The following is a 15,968-nucleotide window of genomic DNA, read 5'->3' on the forward strand; positions in this document are numbered from 1 at the left end:
AATGACTGACGACGCTGTTCTCTCCCTGCACGACGCGGCCGTGTCGGTGGGCGGACGCCTGCTGTGGAGCGGCGTCGAGCTGACCGTGCGCCCGGGCGAGTTCGTGGCCGTGCTCGGGCCGAACGGCGTCGGCAAATCGACGATGATCAAGGTCCTGCTGGGCACGCTTCCGGCCGCCGCGGGCAGCGTGAGCGTGCTCGGGCAGCGGCCGGGCGCGGCGGGCGAGCAGATCGGCTACCTGCCGCAGCGGCGGAACTTCGACGGCTCGCTGCGGATCCGCGGCGTGGACGTGGTGCGGCTCGGCCTGGACGGCGACCGCTGGGGTGTGCCGCTGCCGTTCTCGCGCCGGTTCAGCGCCGCGCGTCGAGCGGCCGACGAGCGGGTGCGCGAGGTGATCGAACTCGTCGGCGCCTCCGCGTACGCGCATCGGCCGATCGGCGAGTGCTCGGGCGGCGAGCAGCAGCGCCTGCTGATCGCGCAGGCCCTCGTGCGCAAGCCGCGGCTGCTGCTGCTCGACGAGCCGCTGGACTCGCTGGACCTGCCGAACCAGGCCGGGATCGCGGCGCTGATCCACCGGATCTGCCGGCAGGAGAACGTGGCCGTGGTCATGGTGGCGCACGACGTGAACCCGATCCTCAGCTACCTGGACCGGGTCGTCTACATCGTCAGCGGCGGCGCGGCTTCCGGACCGGCCGCCGAGGTGATCACCACCGAGACGCTGACCAGGCTGTACGGCACGCCGGTCGAGGTGCTGCGCGCGGCGGACGGACGGCTCGTCGTGGTCGGCGGCCCCGAGGCCCCCGCGCTGCACACCGATCGGCATGAGCACCATGAGGCACTCCGGTGAACCCTGGATTCACGTGGAACATCATCAACGATGTGCGGTGGATGTGGTCGCTGCCGTCGATGGTCAACGGCTTCCGCGCCGGATTCGCCGTCGCGCTGCTGGCCGGCGTGATCGGCTGGTTCATGGTGCTGCGCCGGCAGAGCTTCGCCGGACACTCCATCGCGGTGACCGGCTTCCCGGGCGCGGCGGCGGCCGTGTACCTGGGACTGAGCGCGACGCTCGGCTACTTCGGCTTCTGCGTCGGTTCGGCGCTGGTGATCGCGCTGCTCTCCCGAGGCGGCGGCACCGGCGTGGGTGAGCGCGCGCACTCGTCCGCGCTGATCGCCGTCGTGCAGGCGTTCTCGCTGGCGCTCGGCGCGGTGTTCCTCGACCTCTACGGCGGATTCCTCAGCAGCACCTCGGCGTTCCTGTTCGGCAACTTCCTCGGCATCACGAACGGGGACGTGCTCACGCTGGTCATCGTCTCCGTCGCGGTCCTGACGATCATGCTGGTGATCGGCCGCCGCCTGCTGTTCGCCTCGATCGATCCCGCAGTCGCCGTCGCCAGGGGCGTTTCGGTACGCGCGCTGAACATCCTGTTCCTGGTGCTGCTCGGCGCGACGGTCGCCGAGGTCTCCAAGTTCACCGGCTCGCTGCTCGTGTTCGCGCTCCTGGTGATGCCCGCCGCGACGGCCCAGGTCCTGACGGCCCGTCCCGGTCTCAGCCTCCTGCTCACCGTCGTGCTCGGCGTGCTCGTCACCTGGTTCGGCCTGGCCTGGGCCTACTTCGGCAACCAGGCCACCGGATTCACGATCACCTCGCTCGCCTTCGCCTGCTACGTCGTGGCGTACGCCGCGAAATCCGCACGGCGCGTGGTCCGAACGGCGGTGGCGTGACGATGTTCCATCACTCCTACATGCTCACGGCCCTCGTCGCCGGCACCGGAATCGCACTCGCCTGCGGCCTCGTCGGGTACTTCCTCGTGCTGCGCGCGCAGGTCTTCACCGGCGACGCGCTGTCCCACGTCGCGTTCACCGGCGCGCTCGCGGCCCTTGCCTTCGGAATCGACCTGCGCGTCGGGCTGTTCGTGGGCTGCGTCCTGATCGCGGTACTGTTCGGCGCATTGGGGCGCCGCGGCCGGGCGGACGACGTCGTGATCGGCAACGTCTTCGCGTGGGTGCTCGGCCTCGGCGTCTTCTTCATGACGCTGTACACGACCAACCAGTCCGGATCCTCGAATTCGAGCGGCAACCAGACGGTCAACGTGCTGTTCGGATCGATCCTCGGCATCTCCTCGGGCCAGGCCGCGGTCGCCCTCGGGATCGGCCTCGGGGTCAGCGTCCTGGTCCTGCTCATCGCCCGTCCGCTGCTCTTCGCCACACTGGATGAGGCCGTGGCCGCCGCCCGCGGCGTCCCCGTGCGGCTGCTCGGCTACGCGTTCCTCGTACTGATCGGCGTCACGGCCGGCGAGGCGAGCCAGGCGGTCGGCTCGATGCTGCTGCTCGGCCTGCTCGCCGCGCCCGCCGGAACCGCGCTGCTGATCACGGACCGGCCCTTCGTCGGACTGGCCGTCTCGGCGGTGCTGGGCGTATTCGATGTCTGGGTCGGTCTGACCCTGTCCTACTTCGTGCCGAACACGCCCACGAGCTTCTGGATCATGGCGGTGGCCACGGCGGCGTACGCTGGTGCCGTGGCATATTCGCGGATTACCCGACGGCAGCGGCCGGGTGTGACAGCGGCAGCGGAAGCGTGAGCACGGACGCGGCGGACGACTACCTGCTGCGGCACCTCGAGGAAACCGGCGTCGAACTGACCGGGACCGTCGTCGTGCTCGGCGATCGCACCGGCGAACTGCCGGCCGCGCTGCCGATGAAGGACGCGCGGCCCATCCTCGTCACCGACTCCTTCCTGGCCATGGAGGCCGCGCGGGCCCGGGCCGGTGATTCCGCGACGCTGCTCAGCACGCAGGACGAGCCGCCGGAGCGCATCGACGTGCTCCTGGTCCGCATCCCCAAGATCCTTGCGCTGCTGGAGGATCAGCTGCACCATCTGGCGCCGCGGCTGCACGAGGGCTCGGTCGTCGTCGGCACCGGCAAGGCGACGGAGATCCACACCTCGACGCTGAACCTCTTCGAGCAGCTCGTCGGCCCGACCCGCACCTCGCTGGCCGTCCGCAAGGCGCGGCTGATCTTCGCGCAGCCGGACGTGACCCGCGTCCGCCCCCACAATCCGTGGCCGCTCAGTTATCCACTGCCTGTGGACAGAAAACTCGGCGCGATCGCGGGCCGCGAGGTGACGAACCACGCGGGCGTCTTCTGCGCCGACCACCTCGACATCGGCACGCGGTTCTTCCTGCAGTACCTCCCCGTGACGCACGGCGGCGACCACATCGTCGACCTCGGCTGCGGCAACGGCGTCGTCGGAACCGCCGCGGCGCTGGCGAATCCGACCGCGCAGCTCACGTTCATCGACGAGTCGTACCAGGCCGTCGCGTCCGCGCGGGCCACCTTCGAGGCGAACGTCGCGGACCCCGGCGACGCCCAGTTCGTCGTCGGCGACGCGATGTCCCCAGTGCCCGACGCGAGCGCGGACCTCGTCCTGAACAACCCGCCCTTCCACACGCACCGCGCCACCACCGACCTGGTCGCCTGGCGCATGTTCACCGGCGCCCGCCGCGCCCTGCGCCCCGGCGGCCAATTCTGGGTCGTCGGCAACCGGCACCTCGGCTACCACGTGAAGTTGCGCAAGATCTTCGGCAACTGCGAAACCGTGGCGGGCAGCCCGAAGTTCGTGATCCTGCGCGCTGTGCGATGAGTGCGGTGCGATGAGCGCGGTGCGATGAGCGCGGTGTCGGCTTACCTTGCTCGTCAGCCTTGTCAGACGCCCGTGCTTTGATGGGGTGATGGAGCCCCCTGTCATCCGCTTCACCGTGGACACGCCGCTGCCCTCCGGCCGCATGCGCGTGGCGGCGACGGCGCGCGGCGTGATCTGGGCGGCTTTCCACGAAAACGACAGCGAGCAGTTGCCCGAGGGGCTCGACCTCGCCGACGTCTCCACGGACCGCCGCTCCCACGCCGTCACCGAACGCCTCGCCGCCTACTTCGCAGGCACCTGGCGCAAGCCGTGCTTCGAGCTGCCGATCGACTGGTCGCTGACCTCCAACCTGCAACGCAGGGTCCTGCAATGCTTGGAGGCGACCGTCCCCTTCGGCGAGACGATCACATACGGTGCCCTCGCCGAACGTTGCGGCGCCGTCGACGCGGAGGCGGCGCGCAACGGCCAAGCCGCCCGCCTCGTCGGCACGGTCATGGCCACCACCCCGATAGCCATGCTGATCCCCGCCCACCGCGTCGTCGCCGCCGACGGCCTCGGCGGCTTCGGCAGCGGCCCGGACGCGCTGCCCACCAAGCGCTGGCTGCTCACGCTCGAGGGCCGCATACCCCCGACGCTCGACTGGGACGGTCCCGAATCGCCTTGAGACTTGTTGCCCCGAAATTACTTCGCGTCCGGCCGCGCTTCCCGCACGGCCTCAGCGTGGCCCGTCTCGCCATCTCGCTCCAGCCCGACGACCAGGCTGTCGATATCCTCGGCGGACCGATTCTGGCTGAACTTCGACTTCGCCTCGATGCGGCTGATCCGCAACTCCAGGCCCACGATCGCGCGCAGTTGCCCCTCGACATAGGCCTTCGGCGCATCGTCCACGGACCACGGATGCTCACGCCCCGCCTCGTGCCTGTCCGTCAACCTGCGCACCAATCCGCCGAGCCACTCGACGTCATCGTGCACGATCAGTTCGCCGTACACGTGCGCCGTGAGGTAGTTCCACGTCGGCACTACGCGCCCGTGCTCAGCCTTCGATGCGTAGTACGACGGCGTCACGTACCCGTCCACGCCGCGGACGATGGCGAGCGCCTCCCCGATCGGCGCCCGCCGCCACTGCTCGTTGTTCCGCGCCACGTGCCCGAGCAGCGTCCCGCGCTCGCCCACCGCGGCGTCGTAGAGCAGCGGCAGAAACGTCGCCAACATGCCCTGCTCGGTCACCGTGATCAGGTCGGCCGCCCCGAGATTCGTCAGCAGCGCGTCAACGGCCCGCGGGTCGGCGGCAAAGTGCCCAGGTACGTACATGGGCCCATCGTATTCCGACACCGCAATGCGCTTCAGTCGCACCGGTCCCAGATGAGTTGATCGCGCAGACGGGCCATGTCCTCGGCACGGGAGCCGAGGCCTTCGGCGAGCTCGCGCCGGAAGCGATCGTTGCGCGGGACGTCGCGGCCGGAGAAGACCAGATCACCGGCGTCGCGCAGCATGTGGACGTGGTAGGAAAGCAATTCGAGCAGATCGCGGCGCAGACCGGTCAATTCCGGATCCGTCTCCGTCTCCACGGCCTCCACCTCGTGGTAGAGCCGCGAGTAGCCGCGCAGCATCTCGCCCAGGCGCACGGCCACCTCACCCGGGACGACGCCGACGACGCCGCAGGCTCGGATCGACGCGTCGGCCTCGGCCTGCATCGCAAGCGCCCGCCCGGCGACCGCGGCCAAGCGTCTGACGGTCGCCCCGTGCCTCGCGCGCCACGCGGCACTCGGCTCGAATTCACCGGTCATCGCAACTCCCGTACGGCCGCCAGTATCCGACGGGAGACGACGAAACGCCATAGCATCGACGGGTCGAATGAGATGAACGGGCCAAAGCAGCAGCCCTAACGAAAACGCGCGGTCTCGCAGCGCGCCAAGTGCGTAACAGTAGATCCCTGGCACGCTTCCGCCGTGCTCCGTGCCGTACGCTTCGCATTGCTCAGAGCTTGTCTCACAGATCCCTGGGGGGATGAATGAATCTCGGATCGCGGCGAGCCTTCGCGCTGGTGGTCACGTTCGTCGCCTGCTCGGCCGGAGTGTTCGGCGCTGCCGGTGCCGCCCACGCCGCCACTGCGCAGCCGAATACGGTCCTGAGTACCGTACTGCCATTCTCCAATGTGGCCGACACGATCGTCGACACGAAGACCGGCTACATCTTCGTCTCAGGGGACTCGACATACGTCGAAGTGCTGAGCCTGTCCGGGCGAGTTCTCGGCCAGATCACCAACCAGCAGGGCGCTTCCGGCATGGCGCTCTCCGCGGATGGCGGCACGCTGTACGTTGCTGACACGGGCGGCGATTCGATCTCGGTCATCAACGCGAGCACGCTCGCCCAGGTTACGAGCTACTCGACCCCGAACCTCTCGCCGGCGCACGTCGCGCTCGCCGGTGGCGAACTCTGGTTCACGACGGCATCGACGCTCGACGTCCAGAAGGTCGATCTCGCGACCGGAACAGCGAGCCCGACGACTGCGAGCACCGACTACTACGGCGCCGCGCTCGAAGCCTCGCCGGACGCCCCGAATACCCTGGTCACGGGCACCTACGGTTTGTCCTCGTCAACCGTGTACGTCTACAGCGTTGACGCCGGCGCGCTGACCCTCGCGACGGGCAACACCGGTCAGCTGAACTCGAGCATGGAGTGCGACAACCTCGAGGGCATGGTCATCACCCCTGACGGCCAGTCCCTCGTGCTCTCGTGCGGATACCCGCACTACGGGCTCGAAGTCTCGCTCGCCGGCCTGGACAACGAGAACACCTACAACACCGGCCCCTACCCGAACTCCGCAGCGGTTTCCTCGGACGACAAGGTGCTGATCGGCGTCGAAAGCGGCGTCAACAACGGCCCGCTGCCCGTCGCCGAATTCGACCTGGGCGATTCGACCGCTATCGCCGACTACGGCGTCAACACCGCGCAGGACGACAGCAGCGACTCCGTCCCCTTCGTCGCCTGGGGCGCGAACGACTCCGTGTTCTACGCCGTCGTCGACGGCTACGGAGCCTCCCCGACGCTCGAAACCATCGTCCTCAACTCGACCATGACGCTGAACGCACCCGCCTTGGCGCACCCCGGAACCAGTTACGCCGTCACCGGCTCCGTCACCGACCTCGCGGGCGCCGAAGTCACCGTCTCCCGCGTCGCGGGCGGAACAACCACCAACCTGGGCCCCTTCACCACCGACGCCTCCGGCGCCTTCCGCTTCTCCGACGCAGTCGCCAAGGCCGGTACGACCGCCACCTACACCGCCTCCGTCGTCGGCGCCTCGACCCTCACCGCCACCGCCTCGGTGCCGATCATCCCCGTCGCGTACCCCGTCACCGCTCCGCGTCGCGGCGTCGCAGTCCTCAGACACTGAAGGCGCGGCGACCGGCTCGCATCGGCCTCCCATCGACGATGGGAGGAGGAGACCGGGAACGATCAGCTCAAAACGCACATCGGCGGCAGCCGGGGACAGACCCCGACCGAGTCGGCTTCGCACGGGCACCGGACATCTGCCGCCGTACCGCGATCTTCGGGGCACGGCAGATCAGAGTGCCCCACCTGCCCGGACAAGCCATGCGGACCCTGACGCTCTGGGTCCGCCCCGCAGCACCAGGTAGCCTCCAGCCAGTTCAGCCCTGACATCAGGTTGCCGCCCCTCTTCCTACATCAGCCATCGTTTTTCAACTAACGGACATCTGCGCAATTTATTTCGCGCAGCCCCTGCCGAAATTTCGCGGGTCGATCAGCTGTCTGGCGCGGTCTGCGCGTCGATCCTGTGACCTCCGCCCGTACGACGGCCCGGGCGCCGGGCGCGGTCGTGGCTGCTTCGCCGGTGCGTCCGCGAGTCCGGCCCATTCGCTTGCCGACTTGGGGTTTCGGTGCTAGGAGGCTGCGCGAGACAGCCTTCTGTGTCCGGGCGGCGGCCTTGGAACGGTGGCCTGCGTGGGACTGCCTGTGCGAGGAGGGCGGCGCGGCGCGTTCTGCGGTGATGCCCGTCGTCGATCCCGGCTCGCGCCGTATGACTTTGGATCTTGCGTGACTAAGTAAAGATTCATCAGTGATGCGTCTGGATATTGCGCTGGGATGTCACAGAGGTTACGGTCCCCCTTACATCGTCACCGATCTGCAACCGACCACATCGGCGAACCACCTCGTCGCTCATCCGAACACTGAGCCGGCGAGGCGACCTGTTGTGCCCTGTCTGCATCAAACCCGCTCACCCCCCGTACCAAAACCTCTGCACCACTGCACCAGCCCGCAACCGCACCATCCGCACCACTGCACTCGCACCACTGCATCCGCACCACCGCAGTGCCGCTCCTCCATCCCACCTGACTGTGGTGGCGCCGGCCTGGTCCGGCGTCGCCGTATCGAAAGGAGCAAGGTGTTCCACTCCATCCGAGGGCTGAGACGAGGCGTCGCCTTAGTCGGCAGCACCGCGTTGCTGACCGGCGGCGTTCTCGCCTTGGCGGTGCAGACGGCTTCGGCCGCCACCGCCACCGGCGGCAACGGCGCAAGCCTGCCCTATGTCGAGGTGCTCGCCCAGAATTCCCCGAACACGGGCAGCATCGTCGGCCCGGACTGGCTCATGGGCCAGCTGACCCAGTCGGCCGTGGGCCGCGAGGCGGTCACCCTGACCAACGGCCAGTCCGTCACCTTCACCTCGCCGGTCGCGACCAACTCGATCGACCTCCGTTACAGCATTCCGGACACTTCGGACGGGTCGAACTACACCGCGCCGATTTCGTTGTACGTCAACGGCGTCCAGCAGCCCGACCTGACGCTGACCAACGAGTACGAGTGGCAGTACGGCAGCTACCAGTTCACGAACACGCCGGGCCCCGGCGAGACGATGCACGCCTTCGACGAGGTACACAAGCTGTTCAGCACCACGTACCCGCAGGGCTCGACGTTCAAGCTGCAGGTCAACTCCGAGGACACCGCCTCCTCGTACACGATCAACCTCGCCGACTTCGAGGACGTCCCCGCGGCGCTGACCCAGCCGGCCGGCTCGGTCTCGGTGACCAGTGAGGGCGCCGACCCGACCGGCGCCAACGACTCCACCGCCGCTTTCAACGCCGCGATCACCGCGGCCGGCGCCGGCGGCACGGTCTGGATACCCTCCGGCACCTTCCTCCTTCCCGGCCACATCACCGTCAACAACGTGACGGTCGCGGGCGCCGGAATGTGGTACTCGACGGTCACCGGCGCGAAACCGGGCTTCTTCGGTCTGGGCACACCCTCCAGTTGCGGGGTCCCCAACAACCCCGCCGGAGTCAGCAGCAACGTCCACCTGTCCAATTTCGCGATCTTCGGACAGGTCAACGCCCGGAACGACTGCGACCAGGACAACGGCATCGGCGGTGCGATGAGCAACTCCACCGTGTCGAACATCTGGATCGAGCACATGAAGGTCGGCGCCTGGATGGACGGGCCGATGACCAACCTGACGTTCAGCGGCATGCGGATCCGCGACACCTTCGCGGACGGCATCAACCTGCACGGCGGGGTCACCAACTCCACCATCACCAACAGCAATATCCGCAACACCGGCGACGACGGCATCGCGCTGTGGGCCGACTCCGCTCTCGGGGCCGACTCGGGCGACACGATCTCCAACAACACTGTCCAGTCGGCCAACTTCGCCAACGGCATCGGTGCCTACGGTGGCAACAACAACACCATCTCCGGCAACCTCGTCGAGGACTCCGGCCTGATCCAAGGCGGCGGCATCACGGTCGCCCAGCGCTTCAGCTCCACCCCGGTCGGTCTCTACACCGTCAGCAACAACACCATGATCCGGGACGGACAGCTCGACCCGAACTGGCAGTTCGGCGTCGGCGCGCTCTGGTTCGACGGCAGTCAAGGCACCGTCTCAGGGCCGATCAACGTGACCAATGCCCTGATCGAACAAAGTCCCTATGAGGCGATCCAATGGGTCGAGGGCACGGTCAACGGCGTCAACCTCAACAACGTCTCGATCGTCGGCACCGGCACCTTCGCCCTGCAGGAACAGACCGGGGGCTCAGCGACGTTCACCAACGTCACCGCGACCGGTGTGGCCCAGGCCACCGGAAGCCAAGGCGACGTGCCGAGCTACAACTGCGAGGGCAACAGCTTCGTCATCACCGACGGCGGCGGCAACTCCGGGATCAGCCCGGCCAACTGCAACATCGGTGACAACCCGACCCCGGTCTTCCCGCCGTTCCCGCCGTCCGCCGTGTACACCACCCCGGGCGAGTTGAACTTCGGTTCGCTGGTGGTCGGTCAGACCAGTTCCGCGCAGACCGTGTCGGTGCTCAACCCGACCAACTCGGCCGTGTCCGTCTCGTCGATCGCGGCCTCCGGCCCGTTCGCCGAGACGAACAACTGCGGCTCGTCGATCGCGGCGGGCGGTTCGTGTACAGCCAACGTGACCTTCACCCCGACGACCACGGGTGCGGCCACCGGAGCCGTCACGGTCACCGCCGGCGGGGTCACCAGCACCACCACCCTGTCCGGAACCGGCACCCCGCCGGGACCGGTGCTGAACCTCTCCCCGGGCGGCCTGAGCTTCCCGAGTGAGCTGGTCGGCACGGCCGCTCCGAGCCAGACCATCTCGGTGTCGAACTCGGGTACCAGCTCGGCGACCGTCTCGAACGTCGCGGTGTCCGGTCCGTACACGGAGACCAACAACTGCACCACCGTCGCGGTCGGCGGCTCCTGCACGGTGACCGTCGGGTTCAAGCCGACCGCCAGTGGAGCGAACCCGGGCACGTTGACGATCACCAGCAACGCAAACAACAACCCGACCACGGCGTCGCTGTCCGGCAACGGCATCGGCTCGACCACCAACCTCGCGCTGGCCGGCACGATGACGGCGAGCAGCACGGCCTCGGGCTTCCCGGCGACGAACGCCAACGACGGGAACACGAGCTCGTACTGGGAGAGCACCGACGGCGCCGCGTACCCGCAGACGCTGACCGCGAACCTCGGTCAGTCGTACCCGCTGGGCTCGGCGACCGTGACCCTCCCGCCGTCCACCGCTTGGGGCACGCGTACCGAGACGTTCTCGGTCCTCGGTTCGACCAACGGCACCTCGTGGACGACGCTGGTTCCCTCGGCCGGCTACACCCTCAACCCGGCCACCGGGAACACGGTGAGCATCAACCTGCCGTCAGGGGTCAACGACCAGTACCTCCAACTGTCGTTCACCGGCAACACCGGATGGAGCGCGGCGCAGGTCTCCGAGTTCGAGATCTTCCCGGGCTCCGGCAGCTCTACGGGCAATGCGACACTGAACGCGTCGCCGACGTCTGTCGCTTTCGGCAGTGAGGCAGTGGGCTCGACCAGCGCCGCGCAGTCGCTCACCGTGACCAACTCCGGCTCGGTGGCGGCCGCGGTCTCCTCGATCTCGACCGCGGCCCCGTTCGCCGAGACCAACACGTGCGGCAGCTCCATCGCCGCCGGCGCGTCCTGCACGGTGAGTGTGACCTTCAAGCCCACCGCGAGCGGTGCGGCCTCGGGGTCCCTGACCGTGGCGAGCAACGCAGGCAACTCCTCCCTGACCGTTCCACTGAGCGGCACCGGAGGAACCACCGGCCCGACCAACCTCGCGCCGGCCGGGACGATGTCGGCTAGCAGCTACACCCAGAACTACGCGCCGAGCAACACGAACGACAACAACACCAGCACGTACTGGGAAGGCACCAACGGTGTCTGGCCGACAACCCTGACCTGCAACCTGGGCGCCTCCCACTCGCTGAGCTCGGTGGTCGTCGACCTGCCGCCCGCCACCGCGTGGAACACCCGCACCCAGACCCTCTCGGTCCTGGGCAGCAGCAACGGATCCAGCTACACCACCCTGGTCGGCTCGGCGACGTACACCTTCAACCCCGCCACGGGGAACACGGTGACCATCTCCCTGCCCGCCGGAACCACCGCCCAGTACGTCCAACTCTCCTTCACGGCCAACAGCGTCCAGAACGGTGCCCAGGCCTCCGAGTTCCAGATCTGGGGCAACTAGTTGTAGAAGCCGCTCAAAGCACTGGGCCCGTGATCGAACCACTGATCACGGGCCCAGTCGCGTTGTGGAGCGGGTGGTACTCGCTTACTCAAACCCATCGGCCCAGCTCGACGGGGCGTATCGGTCGCTCCTATGCCCGGCACCCTCCGTCAGCCAACGAGACGGTGAGTTCTAAGCGGCCTTCAATGCGGCAGCGCCTGCGGTCGCTGCCAGATGTTGGACGCAAGTGCTGCCGCCCGCGGGAGGTGTCCGGTCGGGCGGCAGGAGTGTTGCGCCATGAACCACTAGCGAACACCTGCAGAGCCTGATCCGCGCGCCACCGGTCGTACCCGTCGAGCCCCGCACACCACTCGGCGGCGCGTCGGAAGTTCTCGACCACCAGACGCAGCCGCTCGGCCCGCGCGACGGCGCCCTGTCGATCCTGCGCGGCACCGGACAGGACCGGACAGATCCTGTCCACCGCGCTACTCACCGACCACGTCAACGCGCACTGCGATTCTCAACGAGGTTGTCAAGCATGCCGCTGGTGGGAGGGGCGCCGCGATCAGCCGGCGCGGAGCCAGCGCTGAACGGGCAGCAGTAGGCCTAGAGTGCCGCGGGGTTGATGGGATCAGCCGTGGTTATTCGGGAGGGATAGATGCATGGTTTTCGCCGTGCCTTCGTGGTGGCGCTATGCGGGGCTGCGGCGTTAGGCGGGGGTGCCGCTGTCGCGCATGCGGCTGCACCGACGAATCTCCGCGTCGACGACAGCTCGTCGAGCTGCACTGACACGGGCAGCGGAGCGGGAAGTATCGCGACTCCGTTTTGCTCGATACAGGCCGCGGCGAACGCGGCGAACGCGGCGGCCCCTGGCGACAACGTCGACATCGCCCCGGGCACGGTGGGCGGGGATCAGGATTGCCGATCGGGTGGCCGCCATTCCGGTGCCAAGCAGGAGGGCGCCGCACGTGGCGGAGACGACGACGCCGCATCGTCCCAGTTACTGAGCCTTCTTGTGCAGCAGCCCAATGATCGGCGAATCGATCACAAGGTCTCCGCCTCACCGCATATACACGTCTTGCAACAGTTTCCGGCTCGCCGCCGATGGCGGGTGGGCTTGATCTATCCTGTGCTCCAGGCCCCGGTCTGGGGCATGCGATCATTCATGAAGCAGGAAGGGCTGGGGGGAGCATGCGTCTTCGAGTACTCGCCGTGTCCGCGGCGACGCTCGTTGCGGCCGCGACGTTGGTGCCGACGACGGCCGTGGCCGCCGGTGGGAACACTCTTTATGTCAGTAGCAACGATCCATCGTGCAGCGACAACGGAAGCGGCACGTACGCAGTGCCGTTCTGCTCGATCCAGGCGGCCGCGAACGTCGTGAGTCCGGGCGACGTCGTCGAGATCGAACTCGGCAGTTATGCACCGGTGACGATCACCCGGTCGGGCACCGCGTCCGCGCCGATCACGTTCACCGGATATGCCAGCCAGACCGGGGTCGTCGGCAACGACGCGAATGCCGCCAGTGATCTGACACTGTCGGGCGCGAGCTACATCAACGTGGAGAGCCTGACCACCGGACAGGCGGCGACCGCCGAGATCGCCATCGACGGCGGGTCGAATATCACGATCAGCCACGTCAGCGCTAAGAACGTCATTTCGCCGCACGCATTGCACATCACGGGCGGGGCCTCAGCGGTCACGGTGGTCGATTCGTACTTCTTCGAGCCGGTCCTCATTGATGGCGGCGCCACCGGAACCGTCTTCACCACGAACGAGACCACTGCGCCGGTCGCGGTCGCCGGCGCGACGAACACGGCGATTACCAGCAATACGCTCAATACCTGCGGCTCGGCGATCTCGGTGACGAACTCGTCCACCGCGACGAGCATCGAAAACAATGTAGTCGACAACTTCGGGACCGATTCGGCGGGCATCAGTTGCACAACCGCCGCCTACGGCATCCTGGTGGACGCAAGCTCCGCGACGGGCACGACGTCCGACTACAACGACGTCGACGAGATCAATGGGACCGCCGATTACGACTGGAGCGGCACGGCGTACGCGACCCAGTCCGCCTTCAATTCCCAAACCACCCAGGGCGCCCACGACGTGGACGGAGCTGGCGCCGTCTCCGCGGTCGAGGGCTCGGCGATCATCAACTCGGCGAACTCCGACGCCATCGGCGAGCAGACGACCGACTATCGCGGCGACGCCCGGTTTCTCGATCCGACCGTCACGCCGACCGGTTCCGGCACATACGACTACTACGACCGCGGCGCGATCCAGTTCCAGGACCCGCTGACCATTACGGCGCACTCTTACTCCGGATTACCGGAGAAGATGCCGGTCGGCACTACCGTCGATCTCTCGGCGTCGGCGACTGACACCTGGGGTGACACAGACCTCACCTACGCTTACAGTGTTACGCCGTCCGCAGGCGCGACGCTCAACCAGCCGAGCGCGAGCAGCGGCAATGCCACGGTGTCCTTCTCCGCGTCCGGCTCGTACAACGTCACCGTCTACGTCAAGTCGGCCAAGACGGGCGCCCTCGAGCGCTACCTCGCTTCGAGCAGCGTCGTCGCGGCGCCGGTGACGCCGCTCACCGCGTCGTTCACCGCGTCACGGGGTAACGGCAAGTGGGTAGAAGTCGCCGATAGCAGCACGGATGACTGGACCGTCACCGGCGTGTCTTGGAACTTCGGCGATGGAACCGGGCCGATCGGCGGCTCGCCGTGCTGCGCCGGCGACGCCTACACGAACCACGAATATGCCACGCCCGGCACGTACCAGATCACTGAGACGGTTACCGACGCGGACGGCGAAAAGGCGACCTCGACACAGTCGTTCACGACGATGGAGGTTCCGGCCAACTCGCTCGTCACCTGGCAGGGTTCTCCGGTGGTCGTGACCGAAGGCGGACTCGTCACGCCGACGGCGAGCGGGGTCTCGAAGTCGGCGGTCGCGGTCATGCCAGACGGATCGACGCAATACGTGGCAGTCACCACCGGCGGCGTGCTCGAGCACGACATTTACTACGCCAACGGCTCCTGGCAGGGTTGGCGAACTCTCTCCCAGCCTGGAGTGACGGTCACCGAAGTTGGGATCGCGGGTATGCCGAATGGCTCCTCGCAGATCACCGAAGTGCTCTCGAACGGTACGATCCGGCACAACATCCGCTTCGCGAACGGATCCTGGCAGAAGACCGGCTGGGGCAGCCTCGGCGGACCGAACTTCGTCCAGGTCGGCATCACCGCGATGCCCGACGGCTCCGCTCAACTCGTCGCCGTGACCGCGAGCGGGGTGCTCGAGCACAACATCCGTTACGCCAACTCATGGCAAGGCTGGCGCGTGCTCTCCCAGCCGGGAGTCACGATCACGGACGCGAGCATCGTCGGTATGCCCGACGGATCCTCGCAGCTCGTCGAGATTACCTCCGCCGGTGTGATGAAGCACAACATCCGCTACGCCAACGGTTCATGGCAGAAGACCGGCTGGGGCGTTCCCCCCGGATCCACCGGCCTGAGCAGAGTCAGCATCGCGCGGCTGTCCAACGGCACGTTCATGCTCGCCACGACCACCACGGGCGCCCTCGAGGAGGACGTGCGCTTCTCGGCCGGCAGGTGGGCCACTTGGCAGACCTTTGACGAGACCGTCACCGGAACCGTGTCCGACCCGGCGGTCAGCGAGCTGCCCAACAGTTTTGTGGTGGTCAGCCTGGTCACCGCGGGCGGCTGATCTCTCCGCACTGAGAATGCCCGGGATGGCGCGAACACCGTCCCGGGCATTCTTCATGCGGGGATCGGGCGGAGGTCGAGGCCATCACGGCGGGTCGGGACGTCCCAGTCCAGAGTCGCCGGAATGCAGCCCTCGAGCATGAGCAGCCAGTGCTTGGTGGGCAACGCATCGGGGCCGGTGCCGAAAGCGCGGATGCCGTCGGCGGCGATGACGCCGTGGGCGGGGATCAGGATTGCGACGGGGTAGTCGCCATCCCCGTGCCGACGAAGCGGGCGCCGTGAGTGGCGGTGCCGACGAGGCCGCATCGTCCCAGAGGACAAATACGATGGATTCATCGCAAAAAAGGCTAAAGAGCGGGTTACGCTCGCTTACTCAAACCCGATGGCGCAGGTGAGCGAGGTGCTAAGCATGCTCGCGCAGCCCGCCACGTCGGACAGGTGACCTTGCCCATCAAGCCCGAGTTGCGCGAGGAGTATCTCGCAGCCCCAGGACTTCCTTGACATATTCGTCCGAGTCGCGCAAGCGCTCGAGCAGGGGGATCTTTCCGGGTTGATCGACGGGTTCGCCTGGGTGCAGGAAGATCCTGCG

At 67.5% G+C, this 15,968-nt stretch carries 11 protein-coding genes; 8 read left to right on the forward strand and 3 right to left on the reverse strand.

Going from position 1 to position 15,968, the window contains the following annotated elements; all coding sequences use genetic code 11:
- Position 1: 1 nt before the first annotated feature.
- The 5 genes from VG296_RS01355 (at position 2) to VG296_RS01375 (ending at position 4,304) form a co-directional block, all read left to right on the forward strand.
- Positions 2-847, forward strand: a complete 846-nt coding sequence (locus VG296_RS01355) for a metal ABC transporter ATP-binding protein (protein ID WP_325562133.1) — start codon at positions 2-4, stop codon at positions 845-847.
- Positions 844-1,722, forward strand: a complete 879-nt coding sequence (locus VG296_RS01360; protein ID WP_325562135.1) for a metal ABC transporter permease — start codon at positions 844-846, stop codon at positions 1,720-1,722. The genes VG296_RS01355 and VG296_RS01360 overlap by 4 nt, the downstream gene beginning before the upstream one ends.
- Before the next feature lie 2 nt (positions 1,723-1,724).
- Complete coding sequence (locus VG296_RS01365) at positions 1,725-2,579, forward strand: metal ABC transporter permease (RefSeq protein ID WP_325562159.1); 855 nt, start codon at positions 1,725-1,727, stop codon at positions 2,577-2,579.
- A complete protein-coding gene (locus tag VG296_RS01370) occupies positions 2,576-3,640 on the forward strand; it encodes a methyltransferase (RefSeq protein WP_325562137.1) in 1,065 nt (354 codons plus the stop codon). Before VG296_RS01365 ends, VG296_RS01370 begins: the two co-directional genes overlap by 4 nt.
- Before the next feature lie 88 nt (positions 3,641-3,728).
- A complete protein-coding gene (locus tag VG296_RS01375; RefSeq protein ID WP_325562139.1) occupies positions 3,729-4,304 on the forward strand; it encodes a methylated-DNA--[protein]-cysteine S-methyltransferase in 576 nt (191 codons plus the stop codon).
- 17 nt (positions 4,305-4,321) lie between these two features.
- Here the strand turns inward: VG296_RS01375 and VG296_RS01380 are convergent, their stop codons facing one another.
- Both VG296_RS01380 and VG296_RS01385 read right to left on the reverse strand, forming a co-directional pair.
- Complete coding sequence (locus VG296_RS01380; RefSeq protein WP_325562141.1) at positions 4,322-4,951, reverse strand: FMN-binding negative transcriptional regulator; 630 nt, start codon at positions 4,949-4,951, stop codon at positions 4,322-4,324.
- A 32-nt stretch (positions 4,952-4,983) separates the two neighbouring features.
- On the reverse strand, positions 4,984-5,364 hold the full coding sequence (locus VG296_RS01385; RefSeq protein WP_325562143.1) for a hypothetical protein: 381 nt from the start codon (positions 5,362-5,364) through the stop codon (positions 4,984-4,986).
- A gap of 287 nt (positions 5,365-5,651) precedes the next feature.
- On the opposite strand from VG296_RS01385, the gene VG296_RS01390 reads away from it, so the two are divergent.
- The 3 genes from VG296_RS01390 (at position 5,652) to VG296_RS01400 (ending at position 15,380) form a co-directional block, all read left to right on the forward strand.
- The gene (locus tag VG296_RS01390) at positions 5,652-7,034 is read left to right on the forward strand and encodes a hypothetical protein (RefSeq protein WP_325562145.1); all 1,383 of its coding nucleotides are present in this window, start codon (positions 5,652-5,654) and stop codon (positions 7,032-7,034) included.
- Positions 7,035-8,045: 1,011 nt separating this feature from the next.
- On the forward strand, positions 8,046-11,666 hold the full coding sequence (locus tag VG296_RS01395) for a choice-of-anchor D domain-containing protein (protein WP_325562147.1): 3,621 nt from the start codon (positions 8,046-8,048) through the stop codon (positions 11,664-11,666).
- Positions 11,667-12,836: 1,170 nt separating this feature from the next.
- Complete coding sequence (locus VG296_RS01400) at positions 12,837-15,380, forward strand: PKD domain-containing protein (RefSeq protein WP_325562149.1); 2,544 nt, start codon at positions 12,837-12,839, stop codon at positions 15,378-15,380.
- Between the two features lie 53 nt (positions 15,381-15,433).
- Here the strand turns inward: VG296_RS01400 and VG296_RS01405 are convergent, their stop codons facing one another.
- Positions 15,434-15,685, reverse strand: coding sequence for an MGMT family protein (locus VG296_RS01405; RefSeq protein ID WP_325562151.1), 252 nt, complete (start codon positions 15,683-15,685; stop codon positions 15,434-15,436).
- Positions 15,686-15,968 lie beyond the last annotated feature (283 nt).

This window comes from Actinospica sp., from assembly GCF_035552695.1.
In the GTDB taxonomy this organism is placed as follows: Bacteria; Actinomycetota; Actinomycetes; order Streptomycetales; family Catenulisporaceae; genus Actinospica.